Annotated in this window: 19 protein-coding genes; 7 read left to right on the forward strand and 12 right to left on the reverse strand. The window is 71.8% G+C overall.

The features are described from left to right. Positions 1–54: 54 nt before the first annotated feature. A complete protein-coding gene (locus tag ACFWU3_RS07275; RefSeq protein WP_384433045.1) occupies positions 55–777 on the forward strand; it encodes an enoyl-CoA hydratase/isomerase family protein in 723 nt (240 codons plus the stop codon). Positions 778–880: 103 nt separating this feature from the next. On the opposite strand, the gene ACFWU3_RS07280 is transcribed toward ACFWU3_RS07275, so the two are convergent. Then, positions 881–2,602: an acyl-CoA dehydrogenase family protein gene (locus ACFWU3_RS07280; RefSeq protein WP_384432511.1), complete on the reverse strand. Its 1,722-nt coding sequence runs from the start codon at positions 2,600–2,602 to the stop codon at positions 881–883. A gap of 498 nt (positions 2,603–3,100) precedes the next feature. Here ACFWU3_RS07280 and ACFWU3_RS07285 point away from each other — a divergent pair, with 498 nt between their 5' ends. Next, positions 3,101–3,691: a flavin reductase family protein gene (locus tag ACFWU3_RS07285; RefSeq protein ID WP_384433048.1), complete on the forward strand. Its 591-nt coding sequence runs from the start codon at positions 3,101–3,103 to the stop codon at positions 3,689–3,691. Here ACFWU3_RS07285 and ACFWU3_RS07290 read toward each other — a convergent pair. Next, positions 3,681–5,027, reverse strand: a complete 1,347-nt coding sequence (locus tag ACFWU3_RS07290; RefSeq protein ID WP_384432514.1) for an MFS transporter — start codon at positions 5,025–5,027, stop codon at positions 3,681–3,683. The two genes, ACFWU3_RS07285 and ACFWU3_RS07290, sit on opposite strands and share 11 nt — an antisense overlap. A 59-nt stretch (positions 5,028–5,086) precedes the next feature. Between ACFWU3_RS07290 and ACFWU3_RS07295 the strand changes: the two genes are divergently transcribed. Beyond that, positions 5,087–6,082, forward strand: coding sequence for a GlxA family transcriptional regulator (locus ACFWU3_RS07295; protein WP_384432517.1), 996 nt, complete (start codon positions 5,087–5,089; stop codon positions 6,080–6,082). A 77-nt stretch (positions 6,083–6,159) separates the two neighbouring features. On the opposite strand, the gene ACFWU3_RS07300 is transcribed toward ACFWU3_RS07295, so the two are convergent. Genes ACFWU3_RS07300 through ACFWU3_RS07310 form a run of 3 tightly spaced genes read right to left on the reverse strand, consistent with a single transcriptional unit; the run spans position 6,160 to position 9,328 of the window. Then, entirely contained in the window at positions 6,160–7,209 is a 1,050-nt protein-coding gene (locus ACFWU3_RS07300) for an alcohol dehydrogenase catalytic domain-containing protein (protein ID WP_384432520.1), read from the reverse strand. Continuing rightward, positions 7,206–8,360, reverse strand: coding sequence for an acyl-CoA dehydrogenase family protein (locus ACFWU3_RS07305; RefSeq protein ID WP_384432523.1), 1,155 nt, complete (start codon positions 8,358–8,360; stop codon positions 7,206–7,208). The genes ACFWU3_RS07300 and ACFWU3_RS07305 overlap by 4 nt, the downstream gene beginning before the upstream one ends. Before the next feature lie 56 nt (positions 8,361–8,416). Further along, on the reverse strand, positions 8,417–9,328 hold the full coding sequence (locus ACFWU3_RS07310) for an SDR family oxidoreductase (protein ID WP_384432526.1): 912 nt from the start codon (positions 9,326–9,328) through the stop codon (positions 8,417–8,419). An 82-nt stretch (positions 9,329–9,410) separates the two neighbouring features. Between ACFWU3_RS07310 and ACFWU3_RS07315 the strand changes: the two genes are divergently transcribed. Further along, on the forward strand, positions 9,411–10,337 hold the full coding sequence (locus ACFWU3_RS07315) for a cyclase family protein (RefSeq protein WP_384432529.1): 927 nt from the start codon (positions 9,411–9,413) through the stop codon (positions 10,335–10,337). A gap of 186 nt (positions 10,338–10,523) precedes the next feature. Here the strand turns inward: ACFWU3_RS07315 and ACFWU3_RS07320 are convergent, their stop codons facing one another. From ACFWU3_RS07320 to ACFWU3_RS07335, 4 genes are all read right to left on the reverse strand, one after another. Beyond that, positions 10,524–10,991, reverse strand: a complete 468-nt coding sequence (locus ACFWU3_RS07320) for an ATP-binding protein (protein ID WP_384432532.1) — start codon at positions 10,989–10,991, stop codon at positions 10,524–10,526. 389 nt (positions 10,992–11,380) lie between these two features. Next, positions 11,381–12,253: an acyl-CoA dehydrogenase family protein gene (locus ACFWU3_RS07325; RefSeq protein ID WP_384432535.1), complete on the reverse strand. Its 873-nt coding sequence runs from the start codon at positions 12,251–12,253 to the stop codon at positions 11,381–11,383. Positions 12,254–12,255: 2 nt separating this feature from the next. Next, complete coding sequence (locus ACFWU3_RS07330) at positions 12,256–13,389, reverse strand: acyl-CoA dehydrogenase family protein (RefSeq protein WP_384432538.1); 1,134 nt, start codon at positions 13,387–13,389, stop codon at positions 12,256–12,258. Then, on the reverse strand, positions 13,389–14,579 hold the full coding sequence (locus ACFWU3_RS07335; RefSeq protein WP_313945713.1) for an amidohydrolase family protein: 1,191 nt from the start codon (positions 14,577–14,579) through the stop codon (positions 13,389–13,391). The genes ACFWU3_RS07330 and ACFWU3_RS07335 overlap by 1 nt, the downstream gene beginning before the upstream one ends. A 195-nt stretch (positions 14,580–14,774) precedes the next feature. Here ACFWU3_RS07335 and ACFWU3_RS07340 point away from each other — a divergent pair, with 195 nt between their 5' ends. Beyond that, positions 14,775–16,271 (forward strand): class I adenylate-forming enzyme family protein, encoded by a 1,497-nt coding sequence (locus tag ACFWU3_RS07340; protein WP_384432542.1) that lies wholly within the window; start codon positions 14,775–14,777, stop codon positions 16,269–16,271. A gap of 70 nt (positions 16,272–16,341) precedes the next feature. Here the strand turns inward: ACFWU3_RS07340 and ACFWU3_RS07345 are convergent, their stop codons facing one another. Together ACFWU3_RS07345 and ACFWU3_RS07350 are read right to left on the reverse strand one after the other, a co-directional pair. Beyond that, a complete protein-coding gene (locus ACFWU3_RS07345) occupies positions 16,342–16,857 on the reverse strand; it encodes an EF-hand domain-containing protein (protein WP_313945711.1) in 516 nt (171 codons plus the stop codon). Positions 16,858–16,958: 101 nt separating this feature from the next. Further along, the gene (locus ACFWU3_RS07350; protein ID WP_384433051.1) at positions 16,959–17,333 is read right to left on the reverse strand and encodes an STAS domain-containing protein; all 375 of its coding nucleotides are present in this window, start codon (positions 17,331–17,333) and stop codon (positions 16,959–16,961) included. Positions 17,334–17,588: 255 nt separating this feature from the next. Here ACFWU3_RS07350 and ACFWU3_RS07355 point away from each other — a divergent pair, with 255 nt between their 5' ends. Continuing rightward, the gene (locus tag ACFWU3_RS07355; protein ID WP_384432546.1) at positions 17,589–18,170 is read left to right on the forward strand and encodes a sigma-70 family RNA polymerase sigma factor; all 582 of its coding nucleotides are present in this window, start codon (positions 17,589–17,591) and stop codon (positions 18,168–18,170) included. Beyond that, positions 18,167–19,477 (forward strand): zf-HC2 domain-containing protein, encoded by a 1,311-nt coding sequence (locus ACFWU3_RS07360; protein ID WP_384432549.1) that lies wholly within the window; start codon positions 18,167–18,169, stop codon positions 19,475–19,477. The genes ACFWU3_RS07355 and ACFWU3_RS07360 overlap by 4 nt, the downstream gene beginning before the upstream one ends. Positions 19,478–19,509: 32 nt before the next feature. On the opposite strand, the gene ACFWU3_RS07365 is transcribed toward ACFWU3_RS07360, so the two are convergent. Beyond that, on the reverse strand, positions 19,510–19,815 hold the full coding sequence (locus tag ACFWU3_RS07365; protein ID WP_327683073.1) for a trypco2 family protein: 306 nt from the start codon (positions 19,813–19,815) through the stop codon (positions 19,510–19,512). Positions 19,816–19,825 lie beyond the last annotated feature (10 nt).

A 19,825-nucleotide genomic window follows, 5' to 3' on the forward strand; every position in this document is an offset into this window, starting at 1 on the left:
CTGCACTCCGTCGACAACGGCGTCTCGTGGGTCACGCTGAACCGTCCCGAGGCCATGAACGCCGTCACCTGGGACCAGCGGGAGCGGATCATCGAACTGCTCGGCGCCGCGTCCGAGGACCCCGCGATCCGCGCGGTCGTCCTCACCGGCACCGGCAAGGGCTTCTGCGCGGGCGCGGACCTGCGCGGCACCCCGTCGACGGGCCGGGACCGCATCCCCGGGGACGTGGCCCGGACCATACGGCTGGGGGCGCAGCGTCTGATCGCGGCCGTGCTGGACTGCGAGAAGCCGGTGATCGCCGCGGTCAACGGCACGGCTGCGGGCCTCGGCGCGCACCTCGCGCTCGCCTGCGATCTGGTGCTGATGGCCGAAGGAGCCACGTTCATCGAGGTGTTCGTCCGCAGGGGCCTGGTCCCGGACGGCGGCGGGGCCTATCTGCTGCCGAGGCTGGTCGGCCCGCAGCGGGCGAAGGAGCTGATGTTCTTCGGCGACGCGCTGCCGGCGCAGGAGGCCGAACGCCTGGGCCTGGTCAACCGGGTGGTCGCCGCCGACGACCTCACGAAGACGGCCCGCGCCTGGTCCGAGCGCCTGGCCCAGGGCCCGACGCGGGCCCTCGCGCTCACCAAGCAGCTGGTGAACACCTCGCTGGACGCGGACCGGGCGACGGCGTTCGCGGCGGAGGCGGCGGCGCAGGAGATCAACATGACGACGCGGGACGCGAACGAAGGGGTGGCGAGCTTTGTGGAACGGCGGGGGGCGGAGTACCGGGGGTACTAGACCGCCGGGCCGGGGGTGCGCTCCCGGCCCGGCGTCCCCGCCCCCGCGCCGCTGTGGCTCGTCGGCTCGGCTCGTCGTTACGGCTCGTCGTTAAGGCTCGTCGTTAAGGCGCCATCTCGTACGCCCCCGCCAGGCCCTCCACGCGCTCCCAGACACGCGCCGAGCGGGCCTCGTCCACCACCGGGCGGCGGACCGCGCCGATCGCCCACTGCTGCTGCTCCTGCGTCGCGGAGTCCTTGCCGTGCAGCTCGACGGCGTGCGCGGAGAAGTCCCGTACGAGCACGGAGAACAGCTCGTCCAGCACGTCCTCGTCCACGTCCGTCAGACGCGCCTGCTCCAGGATCAGTTGCCCGTGCACGACCAGCGCGAACAACTGGCCGACGGCGAGCAGGAAGTCGAGGTCGCGGCTCTGCTCCTCGCCGGGGCCGGCGGTCGCCACGAACTCGCACAGCGCGTCGGCCTGTTCGCGGAAGCGGGCGACGTTCGGCACCGCGGCGTAGGTGTCGTAGGCGGCGCGCCAGTCGTGGAAGCGGACGGAGCCCAGTCCCCGGGCCGGTCCCTGCCGGAAGAGGAAGGCGTCGTCGGCCGCGTCGAGGCGGGTCGGCACGGGCTCGTACGCGGCCGGGTCCAGCAGGTGATTGCGCATGAACTTGAGGATCAGCGCGAGGTTGACGTGGACCGTGCCCTCCAGCTTGGGCAGCCCGCGGATCTCGACGGCCGCCTGGGCGAAGTACGTGTCCTTCTCGAAGCCCTTGGCGGCGATGACGTCCCACATCAGGTCGATGACCTTCTCGCCCTCCGTGGTCACCTTCATCTTCGTCATCGGGTTGAACAGCAGATAGCGGCGGTCGTCGGGGCCCGCGGAGCGGAAGTAGTCGACGGCGCGGTCGCTGAACAGCTTCATGCCCACGAGCCGGACGTACGCGTCGGCCAGCTCGCGCCGCACGTGCGGGAAGGCGGTGACGGGACGGCCGTAGAGGATGCGGTTCTGCGCGTGGGTGACGGCCTCGTACATCGCGTGCTCGCAGATGCCGATGGAGGCGGTGCACAGGTTGAACTTGCCGACGTTGACGGTGTTGAGCGCGGCGTCGAACGCGGCGCGTCCGGTGTGCAGGACGTCGTCCGGGCCGACCGGGTAGTCCTCCAGGCGGAACTCGCTCACGTACTTGGAGGAGTCGACGACGTTCTGGACGAGCCGGTACGCCGGGTGGCGGCTGTCGGCGGCGAAGAAGACGTACCCGTCGGGGCCCTCGACGTCGGTGCGGCGGCCGAAGACGGAGACGAGTCCGGCGGCGTTGCCGTTGCCGATGTAGTACTTGGAGCCGCTGGCCCGGAAGCCGTCGCCGTCAGGCGTGAGCAGCATGTCGGTGGAGTAGATGTCGGCGCCGTGGGACCGCTCGGACAGCCCGAAGGCGAACACCTCGCCCTGGGAGAGCAGCTCGGCGGCGCGGGTGCGGGCGGCGTCGTTGTCGCTCTGCCAGACCGGGCCGAGACCGAGGATGGTCACCTGCCACGCGTACCAGTAGTCGAGCCCGTAGAACCCGAAGATCTCGTTGAGCGCGGCGATCCGGGCGGTGTCCCAGCGCTGGTCCTGCTGCCCGGGCCCGGCGGCGGAGGCGGGCGTGAGGAAGGTGGCGAACAGCCCTTCCTTGGCGGAGAACGCGAGGAAGTCGGCGAGCCAGGCGCGGGACCGGTAGTCCTCGATCAACCGCCGCTTCCCACGGTCCTCGAACCAGTCGACGGTGGCCCGCAGGAGCCTGCGGGTCTCGGGGTCGAAGTGCGCGGGGTCGTACGTGCGCGGGTTGAACAGCAGGGCGTCGGCCATGGGGTTCGCCTTCCGGGACCGGGACTGAGGGTGTCCCGATCCTTCTATGCAACTCGTTGCACAGACAAGCGGGGGCGCGGGGGTGAGAGGCGGCTCACCTTGGGGCGGGGCGGGGGGCCGGGTCCGGGGCGGGTGCTTGGGCCTCGGGTTCTTGTCGGGCGTCGGGTCCGGGGGCGGGGCCGGGGTGCTTGAGCCTCGGGTCCTTGTCCGGCGTCGGGTCCGGGGGCCCTCCGGGCTCGACTCCTCGGGGTCGGCGGCGTACAGCTGCATTGTCTTGAGCACCCGGGTGTTGCCGCCGATCCCCTGCGGGGACGACCCTGCACGCCCCCTGCCAGAGGTCGAGGACCCGGCCGGTGGCGGTGCGGGCACATGTGAGCCCGAGCCGGTTCGGGCAGTCAGGGGGTGTGGGGCGCAGCCCCACGGAACTTCCTCACCGGCGACAGGGTTCACATCTGACGAAGCGTCAGGTTCAATGAAGGCGTGATGGGACACGCAGCCATGGCCGCCACCGCCGTTCGCTATCTCCGGTCCGTCGGCGCGCCCACAGCCACCGAGCCGTACGAGGCCCTCCCGCGGCCCGATCTGCGCGCCGTGCGGGACGACGAGCGGCTCGCCGTCGAGCCCGGGGAGTTCCGGCGGGTGCTCGGGCACTTCGCGACCGGGGTCACCGTCGTCACCGCGCGGGACGAGGACGGGCCCGCCGGGTTCGCGTGTCAGTCGTTCGCCTCGCTGTCGCTCGATCCGCCGCTCGTCGTCTTCATGGTCGCGCGGACCTCGACCACCTGGCCGCGTATCGCCCGGGCCGGGGCCTTCTGCGTCAACATCCTCGGCGAGGAGCAGGGGCTTCTGTGCCGCGGGTTCGCCGTGAGCGGTGCGGACAAGTTCGCCGGGGTCGCGCACCGGCCCGCTCCGGTGACCGGGTCGCCGCTGCTGGACGGGGTGGCGGCCTGGGTCGACTGCACCGTGCAGAGCGTGCACACCGGCGGCGACCACCTGATCGTGGTGGGACGGATCGCCGCGCTCGGCGCGGCCGAGGACGCCGCGCCCCTGTTGTTCCACCGCGGCAGGTTCGGCCGGTTCAGCCCGTGACCTGGTCCGTCACCGGCTTCTCCACCGGTACGGACACCGCGGTGAGCACCGGCAGCGGCCTGCGCCGGATCACCAGCGCCATCAGCGCGGCCGCCGCGCACAGCGCTCCGGAGGCGTACCAGACCACGTCGTAGGAGCCGAAGACGTCCCGCGCCACGCCACCGGCGAAGGCGACGACCGCCGCGCCCACCTGGTGCGAGGCGAGCACCCAGCCGAACACGATGGCGCTGTCCTCGCCGTAGTGCTCCCGGCACAGCGCGATCGTCGGCGGGACCGTCGCCACCCAGTCCAGGCCGTAGAAGATGATGAAGAACAGCATCGGCGGCTGGACCGAGGGCGCGAGCAGCATCGGGAGGAAGAGCAGGCTCACGCCCCGCAGCGCGTAGTAGACCGCGAGCAGTCGGCGTGCCTCGAAGCGGTCGGTGAACCAGCCCGAGGCGATCGTGCCGACCACGTCGAAGACCCCGATCACCGCGAGCAGGGACGCGGCGGCCGTGATCGGCATGCCGTGGTCGTGTGCCGCGGGCACGAAGTGGGTTTTCACCAGGCCGTTCGTGGACGCGCCGCAGATCGCGAAGGTCCCCGCCAGCAGCCAGAACGGCCCCGTGCAGGCCGCCTTGAACAGCACCGTCACCGCCCGGCGGGCCGCCCCCGGCACCGGCTCCGGCTTGGGCGTGAAGCCCTCCGCGCCGTACGCCGACGTCCCCACGTCCGCCGGGTGGTCCCGCAGGAGCAGCCAGACGAACGGCACCACGGCGAGCGCCGAGAGCGCGACCGTGATCGACGCCGGGCGCCAGCCGTGGTGCTCCACCAGCCAGGACAGCAGCGGAAGGAAGACGAGCTGGCCGGAGGCGCCGGCCGCGGTGAGGATGCCCGTGACCAGGCCCCGGCGCTTCACGAACCAGCGGTTGGTGACCGTCGCGGCGAACGCCAGCGCCATCGAGCCGCTGCCGAGGCCGACGAGGACGCCCCAGAAGAGAACGAGCTGCCAGGACGTCGTCATGAAGACCGTGAGTCCGGATCCGACCGCGATCACCGTGAGGGCGACCGCGACCACCCGGCGGATGCCGAACCGGTCCATCAGCGCGGCGGCGAACGGCGCGGTCAGACCGTAGAGGGCGAGGTTGACGGAGACCGCGAAGCCGATCGTGCCGCGCGACCAGTCGAACTCCTCGTGCAGCGGGTCGATCAGCAGACCCGGCAGGGAGGCGAAGGCCGCGGCGCCGATGATCGTCACAAACGTGACGGCCGCCACGAACCATGCGCGGTGGATGCGGGGCCGGAGCAGCTGGGGGCCGGCGGGCGGAGCGGAGGTCTCGGTCACGCGGTCCAGCATCCGACGGCCACCTCCCGCCAACGAGTGGCCCGAAGGACAGGCTTCGATAGGATCGGGCCATGGACATGGCACCAGAGCAGCCCCGGCACCGTGTGGTCGTCCTGGCCCTCACCGGGCTGCTCCCCTTCGAGCTGGGCATTCCGCACCGGATCTTCGGCCGTGCCAAGGACCCGCAGGGCCGCCATCTCTACGAGATCGTCACCTGCTCGGTCCGGCCGGGCCCCGTCCGTACCGACGCCGACTTCGACATCCACGTCGAGAACGGCCCCGAGGCGCTGGCCACCGCCGACACCGTGGTGATCCCCGCCTCGTACGAGCTGGGCCCGGTGTACGAGGAGGGCCGGCTCACCGGGGAACTCGCCGCCGCCCTCGCGCACATCCGGCCCGGCACCCGCCTCGTGTCCATCTGCACCGGCGGCTACGTCCTCGCCGCCGCGGGCTTCCTCGACAACCGGCCGGCCACCACCCACTGGTCCTCCGCCCGGCACTTCCAGCGGCTCTTCCCGTCCGTCCGCGTCGACGCGGACGTCCTGTTCATCGACGACGGCGACGTCCTCACCTCGGCAGGTGTGGCCGCCGGCATCGACCTGTGTCTGCACATCGTGCGGCGGGACCACGGCACCGCCGTCGCCAATGACGTCGCCCGCCGGACCGTCGTGCCCCCGCACCGGGACGGCGGACAGGCCCAGTACATCGAACGCCCCCTCCCCGAGGCCCGGTCGGCGACGACGACGACCGCTCGCGGCTGGGCGCTCGGCCGGCTGCACGAGCCCATCCAGCTGCGGGACATGGCCGAGCGGGAGTCGATGAGCGTGCGGACCTTCACGCGCCGGTTCCGCGAGGAGGTCGGTGTCAGCCCGGGCCAGTGGCTCACGCAGCAACGCGTGGAGCGGGCCCGGCATCTGCTGGAGTCCACCGATCTCTCGGTCGACCAGGTGGCCCGGGACGCCGGGTTCCGTACGGCACAGTCGATGCGCCAGCATCTGCAGGCGGTGCTCGGCGTCGCGCCGACCGTCTACCGGCGGACGTTCCGTGCCGGGGCCGCCGCGGGCTGAGGGACGGCGGACGTATCCCGGCGGCGGGCGTGGGCCGAGGGACGGCGGACGGCCGGGAGGAGACCGCCCGCCGCGGCTCAGAAGGTGAGCACCCCGCGTGCCACCCGACCGTGGTGCGCGTCGTCCGCGGCCTTCGCGAAGTCCTCCACCGGATAGGTCTCGGTGACCAGTTCGTCCAGCAGCAGCCGGCCCCGCCGGTACAGATCGGCGTACAGGGCGATGTCGTGCTGTGGGCGGGACGAGCCGTAGCGGCAGCCCAGGATGGACTTGTCCAGGAACATCGCCGCCGGGACGAACGACGCCTCCGCCGTCGCCGCCGGCATACCGAGCAGGATCGCCTGCCCGTGCCGGTCCAGCAGGTCGATCGCCTGCCGGATCAGCGCGGTGCTGCCGACGCACTCGAAGACATGGTCGGCGCCGGCCGGCAGGATCTCGCGTACGCCCTCGGCCGAGGCGAGGAAGTGCGTCGCCCCGAACTGCCGCGCCACCTCCTCCTTCGCCGGGTTGGAGTCCACCGCGACGACCGTGGACGCTCCCGCGATCCGCGCGCCCTGGAGGACGTTGAGCCCGATGCCGCCGGTGCCGATGACGACGACGCTCTCGCCGCGGTCGACCCTCGCCCGGTTCAGTACGGCTCCTACGCCCGTCAGGACGCCGCAGCCGATCAGCGCGGCGGAGGTCAGGGGGATGTCGGACGGGATCTTCACCGCCTGGACGGCCTTGACGACGGTGCGTTCCGCGAAGGCGGAGTTGGAGGCGAACTGGAACAGCGGGGCGCCGCCGCGGCTGAAGGGCCGGCCGGGCCGGCCGATCGCCGTGCGGCACATCGTGGGGCGGCCGCGGTCGCAGTCCGTGCAGGCACCGCAGTTGGCGAGCGTGGACAGCGCGACAGGGTCCCCCGGCCCGACGTGGACGACACCCGCGCCGACCGCCTCGACGACGCCCGCGCCCTCGTGGCCGAGCACCACCGGCGTGGGGAAGGGGATGGTGCCGTCGATCACCGACAGATCGCTGTGGCACAGCCCGGCGGCGGCGATCGCCACCAGAACCTCTCCGGGACCCGGGTCCCGTACCTCCAGATCGTCGACCACCTGGGGCTGTGTGCCGTCGAAGACGACGCCTCTCATCTCGGCTCCCTGGGTTCCCTCGGCAGGCCGAGCACACGCTCGGCGATGATGTTGCGCTGGATCTCGTCCGAGCCGCCGTAGATGGTGTCGGCCCGGCTGAAGAGGAACATCCGTTGGTATGCGTCGAGTTCGTAGGGGTTCTCGGCACTCCAGTCCCCCGGGCCGACGGCAGCGCCCGCACCCCGTACCGCCATCGCCAGCTCTCCGAGGCGCTGGTGCCAGCCGCCCCACAGCAGCTTGGCGACGCTCGGGGCGCCGACGGCCGCGGCGGCTCCGGGGCGGTCCCGCGGTGCTCCGAGCGTGCGCAGGGCGTTCCACCGCATGGTGCGCAGCTCGGCCCACTGGCGTACGAGACGGTCCCTGACGACGGGGTCGTCGACGGCGCCGTTCGCCACAGCGGCCCGGATCACCTGCCCCAACTCCTCCTCGAACCCGATCTGCTGGACCAGCGTCGACACCCCGCGCTCCACGGCGAGCAGCCCCATGGCGACGCGCCAGCCGTTGCCCTCGCCGCCGACGAGATGCTCGGCGCGGGCGCTCGCGCCGTCGAAGAAGACCTCGTTGAACTCGCTCGTGCCGGTCATCTGGCGGATGGGCCGTACCTCGATGCGGCCGGGCTGGTCCATCGGGACGAGGAGGAAGGACAGGCCGTGGTGCCGGGCGGAGCCGGGTTCGGTCCGCGCGAGGACGAAGCACCAGTCGGCGTCCCGGGCGAGGGAGGTCCAGATCTTCTGGCCGCTGATCCGGTACGTGCCGCCTTCACGGACCGCGCGTGTCCGGACCCCGGCGAGGTCGGACCCGGCGCCGGGCTCGCTGTATCCCTGGCACCACAGCTCCTCGCCCCGGGCGACCGCGGGCAGGAAGCGGTCCTTCTGCTCCTGGGTGCCGAAGGCGATGAGGGTGGGGCCGAGAAGGTTCTCGCCGATGTGGCCGACGCGCGAGGGGGCGCGGGAACGGGCGTACTCCTCGGCCCAGACGACCTGTTGGGTGAGATCCGCGCGGTGGTTGCCGTATCCGTCCTCGGTCCAGCCGAGACCGACCCAGCCGTCCCGTCCGAGCTCTCGCTCCCACGCCCGCCCTTCGGGGTGGCCCGCGCCGAGGTGCTTCTCCAGCCAGGTGCGGGCCTTCTCCCGGAACGCCTGGTCGTCCATGCGGACCTCCCGTTGTGGCGACGACGTGCCGGGCGCCGGCGGTGCGCCCGGCTCTCTCACGCGTTGGGCCGCTTCCCCTCGGCCGCGGCCCGCGCCTGCTCCTCCAGCAGCGCCAGCATCGGCATCGGGTCCACGCCCACCGTCCCCGGCAGGAAGTCCGCGATCCGCTCCGGCGTCCACGGCCCGTCCGCGTAGGCGGCGCGCAGCTCCCTCGGCTGCGCCCACACCGCGATCTTGGGGCCGGCGACCGTGTAGACCTGGCCGGTGATCCGCTCCTCGCGGGCACGCTCCGAGAGCAGATAGACCACGAGCGCCGCGACGTCCTCGGGCTCGCCGATCTCCTTGAGTTCCATGGGCACGTTCGCGGACATCCGGGTGCGGGCGACCGGTGCCACCGCGTTGGCCGTGACCCCGTACTTGTGCATCCCGAGGGCCGCGCTGCGGACGAGCGAGATGATCCCGCCCTTGGCCGCCGAGTAGTTCGCCTGCGCCACCGATCCCTGGTGGTTCCCGCTGGTGAAGCCGATCAGCGTGCCCGATCCCTGCTTGCGCATCACGGCCGATGCCGCGCGGAAGACGGTGAACGTGCCTTTCAGATGCGTCGCGACGACCGGGTCCCACTCCTCCTCGGACATGTTGAAGAGCATCCGCTCGCGCAGAATGCCCGCCACGCACACGACCCCGTCGATCCGTCCGTACTCGGCGAGCGCGACGTCCACGAGCCGCTGTCCGCCGGCCATCGTGGCGATGTCGTCGGCCACGGCGACGGCCGAACCGCCCGCCGCCTCGATCTCCTTGACCACCGACGCGGCGACCTCGGACTCAGGCTCGCCGCCCCCGACCGGGACTCCGTGGTCGTTGACGACGACCCGCGCGCCCTCCGCGGCCGCGGCCAGCGCGACGGCGCGCCCGATGCCCCGCCCGGCGCCTGTCACGGCGACGACCATGCCTGCCAAGAAGTTCCCCACGCCGGCCCCTTCCCGCGGTTTCTGACGGACCGTTAGATTCTACGGTCAGCCGGACGGTCGAGCACAAGCCCCAGGAGGCGCGATGTCCCTGCCAGCGGAATTCCACGAGATCGCCAAACGCGTCAACAACTGGGGCCGTTGGGGTGAGGACGACGAGATCGGCACACTGAACCTGATCACCGACGAGACCGTCAGGGCCGCGGCCGCGACCGTCCGCACCGGCCGACGCGTCCCGCTGGCCCTGCCCCTCCACCAGGACGGCATCCAGACCGGCCTCATCCCGGGCCGGGTGAACCCGCTGCACGCGATGGTCCAGATCAACCAGGAGCTGTTCGGCCCGGGCACGGTCGCGACCAGCGACGACGTCGTGACGATGGGCCTCCAGGCGGCGACCCACTGGGACGCTCTGACCCACGCCTCCCACTCGGGGCGGATCTACAACGGCCGGCCCGCCGACACCGTGACGGCGCACACCCGCGCCCGGTTCAGCGGCATCGACAAGGTCCCGTACGTCGTCTCCCGGGGCGTGCTGCTCGACGTCGCCCGCGCCAAGGGGCTGGACCGGCTGCCCGGCGACCACGCCGTGACACCGGAGGACCTGGAGGAGGCCGCGGACTTCGGCGGCGTCGCCGTCGGGGCGGGCGACATCGTGCTCGTACGGACGGGGCAGATCCAGCTGGCCCTCGGCGGCGACAAGCACGGCTACGGGTATCCGTCACCGGGGCTGTCCGTGCGGACGCCCGAGTGGTTCCACGCCCACGATGTCGCGGCCGTCGCCAACGACACCCTCACCTTCGAGATCTTCCCGCCGGAGATCGAGGATCTGTGGCTGGCGGTGCACGCCCTCGATCTGGTCGAGATGGGCATGCTGCAGGGCCAGAACTGGAATCTGGAAAGTTTGTCCACAGCCTGTGCACAAGAAAGGCGCTACGCGTTCCTGCTCTCCGCGATGCCCGAGCCGTTCGTCGGTGGTACGGGAACGCCCGTCGCACCGGTCGCCGTCCTGTGACCGGGCCCGTGGTCGTGGTCGCGTCCGTGGCTGCGCGGAGAGCCACGGGCCCTACGGACAGCGCCCGTGCCGGAACCACACGCGTGCCGGTGTCGTGGTCGTGCCGCAGCGGGCATCGGAGAAGGGAGCTCTGTGAACCGGGCCCCGTGAGCGGAGCCCGTGAATCGATCCGCGGCCGAGGGGCCGCTACTGCTGCGCGGTCGCGAAGCCTCGCGTCTCCCGCTCGAACCGGACGGCCGGCGGCGCCGGTGCCGCGCACCGGTCGACCTCGCACCAGATGGACTTGCCGGTGCCCTCGCGCTGCCAGCCCCACCGGTCGGCGAGACCGTCGACGAGTTCGAGCCCGCGGCCGCCCGTGTCCTCGCCCTCGGCGTGCCGCGGCTGCGGCGGGCGGGCGCTGATGTCGGCGACCTCCACCCGCACCGTGCCGGCCTCGGCGGCACCCGAGCCGAAGAGCATGCGCAGGACGGCCGGACAGCCGGTGTGCACGACGGCGTTGGTGACCAGCTCGGAGATCAGCAGGATCAAGGTGTCGGCGAGCGGTTCGTCGTCCCCTATGCCCGATCCGACGAGTCGTGAGCGAGCCCATCTACGGGCCCGGCTCACCTCCGCGGGATCGGGCCCGACCTCCAACTGAACCTGAAGCACCTGCACCGCTCACACCATCCGAACCGGCGGACACATCGCCTCGCGCCTCGACAGGGTCCTCGTCCAGGTCACCGAAAGTGACTCTCTTACGAGACAGCATGGTTGACGTACAGTCACCGCAACAAGCGCTTCGGGCATATTCCAGCGCGAAGGAGTACCCGTGGTGCATACTGTGCGACGCACGCTGCGGGGAGTCGAACAGAGGCTCGCGACCCGTCCCCCAGGGGGACGAGCGGCACACATTCCCGGGCTCGGAGCCACCGCACCGGCAACACCGTGACCGCCCCGCCTCGGAACCACTCGCATCTGACGGAGCGTACCGGAGGCCGGGCCTCGCAACCGCCCGTGACGAGACCCCCGAAGGACACAACCCGGTATCGACGCTGGGTGACGCCTCACGACGGCGCGGCGAGCGCCTCCGCCTGGATGTCCGCCGCCTCCTCGGCGGTCGGCCACAACTGCGCCCGGACCCACGCCCGCTTGAGATGCAGATGGACGCCGGCCTCCCAGGTGAACCCCATGCCGCCGTGCACCTGGACGCAGTCACGGGCATTGCGCACGGCGGCGTCGTCCGCGAGGAGTTTGGCCCCGGCGATCTCCGTCCGGTCCCCGGTGACGGCGGCCGCGTAGACGGCGCTGCGCGCGAGTTCCGTGCGTACGAGCATCTGGGCACACAGATGCTTGACTGCCTGGAAGCCGCCGACCGGACGGCCGAACTGCTCGCGCTGCATGGCGTGTCGCACGGCACGATCGGTGGTGCACGCGGCGCTGCCGAGTTGTTCGGCGGCGGTCAGAAGGGCGGCCACGCCGTCGTCCGCGCCCTCGGCGGCGAATGCCGGCCGGGGCACGCGGTGCAGCGGCGTGAGCGGATCGACCGAGCGCAGCGGTACGGCTCCGGTGGCGTCCCCGAGCACCTGGTCGGCCGCGTCCAGCCACGGGACCAGAACCCCGTCGACCCGGGTCACGACCGTCTCGCCGGCCGCGGCGCCCTCCACGGTTCCGGCGGCGAGATGGGTGGCGACGAGCGGGCCGGGCAGCAGCGCCCGGCCGGCCTCCTCGAAGGCGAGGACCGCCTCGGGCAGTCCGCCGCCGGCGCCGCCCTCCTTCTCGGCCAGGCGCAGCGAGAAGAACCCGGCCCGCCCGAGCTCCCGCCACAGCGCACGGTCCAGCCCGGGTGCGGGCACCGGGTCCTCGGGCAGCAGGCGGGACAGCACCTCCCGTACGCCCGATCGCAGTGCCCGCTGCTCGGAGGTGAGTCGGAAGTCCACCGTCACAGGCCCTTCGGCAGGCCGAGGATGCGCTCGGCGATGATGTTCTGCTGGATCTGGGAGGTGCCGGCGGCGATCGTGTACGACAGCGACGAGAGCCGCTCCGGCGTCCACGTCCGGGACAGGTCCAGGCTGTCCGGGCCGAGCACGTCGGCGGCCGCCTCGTAGAGCTCCTGACGCGCGTGGGAGTAGCACAGCTTGAAGACGGACCCGCCGACGCCCGGCACTCCGCCCGTCGCCTGGGACTCACTCACGTTCCACTGGATCAGCCGCCACAGCGCTCCGAACTCGGCGTGCAGGCGGCCCAGTCGGCGGCGCAGGGCCGGGTCGCCCCAGCGGCCGTTCCCGCGGGCGGCCGCGGCCAGTTCGCCGAGTGTGCGCCGGCAGGCCACGACCTCGCCGACGAAGGCGGTGCCGCGTTCGAAGGACAGCGTGACCATGGTGACGCGCCAGCCGTCGTTCTCCTCGCCGATCCGGTTCGCGACGGGCACCCTGACCTCGTCGAGGAACACCTCGGCGAACTCGGCCGACCCGGCGAGGGTGCGCAGCGGCCGTACGGTGATCCCGGGCGCGTCCATGGGCATGGCGAGCCAGGAGATCCCCCGGTGCTTGGGGGTGCCGGGGCCGGTGCGGACGAGCAGTTCGCACCAGTCGGCGACCTCGGCGTGCGAGGTCCAGATCTTGGAGCCGGTGACGACGTAACTGTCGCCGTCGCGGACGGCCTTCGTGCGCAGGGACGCGAGGTCGGACCCGGCGTCCGGCTCGCTGAAGCCCTGGCACCAGATCTCGTCGCCGCGCAGGATCGGCGGCAGCCAGCGCTGCCGCTGCTCGGCCGTGCCCTCCGCCGCGATCGTCGGTCCGGCGTGCAGGAGACCCACGAAGTTCGCGCCGACGTAGGGCGCACCGGCGCGTTCCGTCTCCTCCAGGAAGATCAGCCGTCGCGTCGGGGCCGCGTCCCAGTGCACCTCGCCGTAGCCCGCGTCGTACAGCATCCGCTGCCAGGCGGTGTCGTACGCCCGCCGTCCCGGCCAGTCGTCCGGGGACGGTGCGGGCGGCAGGGTGGGCAGCGAGGTGGCGAGCCAGTCGCGCAGCCGGGTCCGGAACGCCTCCTCCTCCGCCGTGTACGTGAGGTCCATCAGTCGAGGTCCAGGCCCAGCATCCGGATCGCGTTGCCCCGCATCAGCTTGTGGATCGTCTCGTCGTCGAGGCCCTTGACGTGGTCGAGCGCGACCTCCTTGGTGTGCGGGAAGGTCGAGTCGACGTGCGGATAGTCGGTCTCGAAGGTGGCGTTGTCCCGGCCGACGACGTCGAGCGAGGCGATGCCGTGCTTGTCGCGGAAGAAGCAGCAGAACATCTGCCGGTAGTAGTACGTCGAAGGCGGCTCGGGGATCAGATCGCGCACCCCGCCCCACGCCCGGTGCTCCTCCCACACGTCGTCCGCGCGCTCCAGCGCGTAGGGGATCCAGCCCATCTGTCCCTCGCTGTACGCCAGTTTCAGCCGGGGGAACTTCACCAGCACGCCGCTGAAGAGGAAGTCCATCATCGAGGCCATGGCGTTGTTGAAGCTGAGCGATGCCTGCACGGCGGGCGGTGCGTCGGGGGACGCGGCCGGCATCTGCGAGGACGAGCCGATGTGCATGTTCACGACCGTCCCGGTCTCCTGGCAGACCGCGAAGAACGGGTCCCAGTACCCGGAGTGGATCGAGGGCAGCCCGAGGTAGGTCGGGATCTCGGAGAACGTCACGGCCCGTACGCCTCGCGCGGCGTTGCGCCTGATCTCGGCGACGGCGAGCTCGATATCCCACAGCGGGATGATGCACAGCGGGATCAGCCGGCCGCCGCTGTCGCCGCACCACTCCTCCACCATCCAGTCGTTGTAGGCGCGCACGCAGGCGAGGGCCACCTCCTTGTCGTGCGCCTCGGCGAACGTCTGCCCGCAGAACCGGGGGAAGGTGGGGAAGCAGAGCGAGGCCTCGACATGGTTGAGGTCCATGTCCTTCAGGCGTTCCTTGGGGTCCCAGCAGCCGGGGCGCATCTCGGCGCGGGTGATGCCTTCGAGGGTCATCTCGTCGCGGTCGAAGCCGACCGCCGCGATGTTGCGCTTGTACGGGAACTTCAGGTCCTCGTAGATCCACCAGTCGGTCGGCGGGCCGTCCGGGTCCATGGTGATCCGGTACTTGCCGGCGACGTAGGCCAGTTCGCCGATGCCCGCGGTGAGCGGCTTGGGACCTCTGTCGCGGTACTTCGCGGGGAGCCAGGTCTCGAAGAGGTGTGCCGGTTCGATCACATGGTCGTCGACGCTGACGATCCGAGGAAGTTCAGCCATGGTGTCCCCTCCGCCGTGCCCGGGAGAAAGCCGTATCCGATGCCGTGTCCGATGCCGGGTCCGATTCCGTGTCCCAGCCGTATCTGATGACCCGTCAGAAAGCAGGCTAGCCCCGCACCCCTGGACCGACAAGGCGGAGAGCTCTACGCTCTCGCCACTGTCTGACTACCCGTCAGGTCTGGAGGCTGTACGGCCATGAACGAGACCGCGCACGCTCTCGCCGCATCCCGCACGCTGTGGGAGCTCCTGCGGCGAAGGGCCGCACTCACCCCCGACCGGCCGGTGCTGATCCAGGGCGACCGCACCCTGACCTTCGGCGAACTGCGCGACCGGGCCGAGCGGGTCGCGGCCGGACTCCTCGGGCGCGGGGTGCGGCCCGGCACCGTGGTCGCCTGGCAGCTCCCCACCCGGATCGAGACGGTGCTGCTCTCCATGGCGCTGGCCCGGCTCGGCGCCGTGCAGTCGCCGGTGATCCCGTTCTACCGGGACCGCGAGGTCGCCTTCGCGCTGCACGCTGCCGAGGCGGAGCACTTCGCCGTACCGGGCTCGTGGCGGGGATTCGACCACACCGCGATGGCGGAACGGATCGGCGCCCGGGGGGTCTTCGAGGCGTACGGCACCCTGCCGGACGGCGACCCCTCCGTGCTGCCGCCGCCCCCGGCCGATGGCGGTGACGTGCGCTGGATCTACTGGACCTCAGGGACCACATCCGACCCCAAGGGCGTACTGCACACGGACCGTTCACTGATCGCCGGCGGCTCCTGCCTCGCCCACGCACTGCGTCTGAGCGAGGACGACGTCGGCTCGATCGCCTTCCCCTTCGCGCACATCGGCGGCGCGGACTACCTGGTGATGCTGCTGCTGTACGGCTTCCCCGCCGTGCTCTTCGAGACGTTCGCCCTGCCCGGCGCCCTGGACGACTACCGCAGGCACGGCGTGACGACGGCGGGCGGCTCGACGGCGTTCTACTCGATGTTCCTCGCCGAGCAGCGCAAACAGCCCGGCGAGAAGCTGATCCCCACCCTGCGGCTGCTGGCCGGCGGCGGTGCGCCCAAGCCGCCGGAGCTGTACCACGCGGTCGTCCGCGAGATGGGCTGCCGGCTCACCCACGGCTACGGCATGACAGAGGTGCCCATGATCACCATGGGCTCACCCGACGACACCGACGAGAATCTCGCGACCACCGAGGGCCGGCCGCCGGAGGGCATGGAGATCCGCATCGTCGACGGCGAGGTGAGGCTGCGCGGGGAGGCGGTCTGCCAGGGGTATCTGGACCCGGCGCAGACCGCGCAGGTCTTCGACGACGACGGCTTCCTGATCACCGGGGACCTCGGCCGGCTCACCGGAAGTGGCCATCTGGTGCTCACCGGACGGCTGAAGGACGTCATCATCCGCAAGGGCGAGAACATCTCGGCCCAGGAGATCGAGGACCTCCTGCACGGGCATCCGGGGGTGGCCGACGCGGCGGTGATCGGGCTGCCGGACGCGGACCGCGGCGAGCGGGTCTGCGCGGTCGTCGAACAGACGGAAGGCGCACCCGGGCTGACGCTGGAAGCGGTGACGTCGTATCTGCGGGGGGAGGGCCTGTCCACGTACAAACTGCCGGAGCAGTTGGAGGTGGTGAGCGCCCTCCCCCGGAACGAGACCCTGCGCAAGGTGCTCAAGTACAAGCTCAGGGAACGGTACGCGTGAGGGGAACGGTACGCGTGAGGGGAACGGTGCGGGTGAGGAAACCTTGGGTGCGAAGGCTTCCGGACACGATCTAGGGGTGCTCCGGCGTGACGTAGTACGCCGCGAACGCCGTGAGGATCTCCTCCTCGCTGATCCGTCCGTCCGTGTCCGCGTCCAGCGCGGCCGCCGCCTGCGAGGCGCGCGACTCGTCCACACCGAGCACCCGCATCACCCGCTCCGCCGCGGACGGGGTGACGCCCTGGCCGTCCTCGTCGGCGATGGCGATCACGGCGTGCAGGAACGGGCGGGCGATCTCCGCGAACCGCTGTGGATTGTCACGCAGTCTCTTCACCGCTCCGGTGATGAACTCCTGGCGGGTGACCCGCTGGTCCCCGTCCACATCGGCAATTCCCGCCATTCCCTGCCAGAACGCCTCGGCGCCACTGTACAAGGCCTGACCCTTGTCCGAGCGTGCCTTGGTGGAGAACTCGGCGAGCAGCCGTGCGGCCGCCCCGCTGAAGTCCTCACGGTCGATATAGCCGTTGCCGTCCTGGTCGAAGGCGGCGAAGCGAGACGCGATCTTGCGCTCGTACTCTGCGCTGTCCATGCGGGGAGAGTACGGCCCCGACGGCGGGCGCGTGCACGTACTGAGCCAATTACGTGGAAGCGACCTGCGGGAGGACCCCGGGTGAAGCCGTCGGCGGAGGGTCAGGCGGACAGGGGTGCGGCCTTGTCGTCGGTGGCCGCTTCGGTGTCCTCGTACACGTCGAAGAGCCGGCGCACGCCGAGAGCGGCCAGCACGCGGTTGACGTGCGAACCCTCCTCGGCGCCGCGGGCGGGCAGTATCAGCCGAAGCCTGCCGCGGCAGGAGTGCAGCAGCCGGCGGGAGGCGATCAGCACACCCACGCCGCTGGAGTCGCAGAACTGCACGCCCGAGAGATCCAGCACCACGTCCCGGTGGCCCTCGGCCACCGCCTCGTGCACATGCTGACGGACCACCGGTGAGGACACGAGATCGAGCTCCCCGCTGACGTGCAGCACGGTCCACGCGCCCTGCCGGTCCTCGTCCACCTTCAGCATCACCATCGGAGCCTCTCCTGGTGTCCTAGCGTCTGTACCGCGGGTACCGGAATCTGAGCTTCCTGGCCGCCTTCCCAACGGTCATGGCCCGAAACACCGAGGTTGCGGCAGTTCCACGATGGTGTCAGTCCCTACCATCCGAGGACCCCCTCGGGGGCGCACTTGACGCAAAGGGGCGTGCGGCCTCGTGCAGGCGCATTACATTCGAAGAGGCAACGGGCACAGGGGCAGTGCGCAGGGGCGAGGCTTGGGGGCCGCATGGCAAAGGACACACCGCCGCGCTGGGACCGCAGGATGCAGCAGCGGCTGGCGCGGGGCGAGGCCGCCGCGCTCGGTGAGCTCTACGACAGGTTCGCCTCGCTCGTGCACATGCTCGCCCACCGGGTGCTGGACGACGACACCGCCGCCGACCAGGTGACCCGCGAGGTCTTCGGCTACATCTGGGAGAACCCGGAGGCCTACGACCCCAAGCAGGGCTCCCTGCGGTCGTGGGTGGCGAAGCTCACCAACAGCCAGGCCGTCCACCGGCTGCGCCAGACCGAGGCGGCCGCGCTGGCGAACGCCGGCGAGGGCTCCACGGAGGAACTGGAGCAGAAGGTGCGCCGCGCGGCCGTGGCGGCCCGCGCGGACTACATCGTCACCTCCATGCCCGCCCCGCTGCGCGCGGCGCTGGAACTGGCGTACTTCCAGCGCAGGGACTACCGGCAGACGGCCGCCGACCTCGGGGTCACCGAGGACGAGGCCCGGCGCCGGCTGCGGCTCGGCCTGCAACTGCTCTCCACCGCCCACACCCGCCCTCTGGAGGGCTCTTCCCCGCCCGGATACGGACGCTCCCTGTGAACGGGCCCCTGGACGGCGGCCGCGGCGATGACGACGACGCACGCGACGAGGTGCGGGGCGCTCCCCGTATACCCGGGCCCCGGGCGGCCGCGGACGACCTCGCCGCGCGGGATCTGACCGTGCCGCCACCCCAGGAGGACGCGCGGTCCGCGCCGCCCGCGGAGACCGGGCAGAGAGGGGAGAGCGGGCCGAGCGGGGAGAGGACGGAGGAGCGGCTGTCCCACAGCGTGCTCAAGTCCCTGCTCGGCGCCTGGGCGCTGTCCGCCTGCTCCCCGGAGGAGACCGCGGCCCTCGAGGAGCACCTCGGCGAATGCGCCCCCTGCGCGGATGAGGCACTGCGGCTGCGGGACGCCGTCGGGCTGCTGCACACCGACCGCGACCTCGATCTCGACCCGCTGCTGCGGTTCCGGGTGCTGGAGAACTGCCTGGGCCGCAGGCCCGCCCGTATTCCGGTGCCGGCGTGGGCCAATCCGTACGACGCCGAGACCGCCCGGCTGGACGCGCTGCTGCGGGACATCGGCGAGACCGAATGGCATGCGCCGGTCCGGCTCAAGTGGTTCGACGGCGAGAGCGCGGCGAGCCGGCGGACGACCGTCGCCGGGGTCATCGGGCATCTGATGACGGTCGACGGCCTGGTCGCGGGCGCCCTCGGTCTGGACGACCCGCTCGGGCGCACACCGGCCGGCGGGCCGACCGAGCGCACGGAGGCGTTCTGGGGCGCGGACGAACCGGCCACCCGCGCCGTCCACGAGCCGTGGCGCGACCAGAGCCACACCCTGATCCGCACGGTGTCCTTCGCGGGCCGCGGCGTCGCCGAACTGTCCGTGTCCTACGGGGACTTCGCCCTGCCACTGCGGGACTCCCTCCTCGACCGCGCCTTCGAGTGCTGGATACACGCGGACGACATCGCGGATGCGGTGGACTATCCGTACGACCCACCGAGCGGCTCCCATCTGAACCGGATGATCGACCTCGCGGCCCGGATGCTGCCCGCGGCACTCGCCGGCCGCAGACGCGCCGGTCTCGCCGGACCGGCCAGGCATCTGGTCGCGGCCGGAGCCCCGGGCCGCTCGCTGCATCTGGAGGTCGAGGGCGCCGGCGGCGGCAACTGGTACATCGCCCTGGACTCCCCCGCCGCCGTCGGCTCACCCGACCACGCGGTGGCGCAAGTGGCGCTCGACGGCGTGGAGTTCTGCCGGCTGGTGGCCGGTCATGTGCCACCGGAGGAGGCCGCCGCGGGCCAGGACGGCGACCGCGAGGCGATCAGGGACGTCCTGTTCGCCGCCGCCTCGCTGAGCAGACTCTGAGCCCCGGGGGACCCGAAGCGCGGGCGGGGGTCCTACTCCCCGCCCACCATCAGGTTCGGGTCCCCGCCCCGGCCCTGCGGCTTGAGCTCGATCTGGATCGTGTGCGTGGTGTCGCGGGCCGCCGATCCGCCGCCGCCCGCGGTGAGCACCCCGATCCGCAGCTCCGCGCGGCCGCTGCCCTCGCGCCGCACCTGCACCGCGAACTCCAGGTTCACCTTCTCCACGCTGAACTTGAGATCGCGGCCCTCGCCCGCGAGCTGCGCCTGCTCCAGCTCGTCCCGGACCTGGCCGATGACCTCGGCGAGCCCCACCACCGCGCCTTCGTCACGCTCAGCCATCGCGCCCCCC

The organism is Streptomyces sp. NPDC058685 (assembly GCF_042714725.1).
GTDB lineage: Bacteria > Actinomycetota > Actinomycetes > Streptomycetales > Streptomycetaceae > Streptomyces.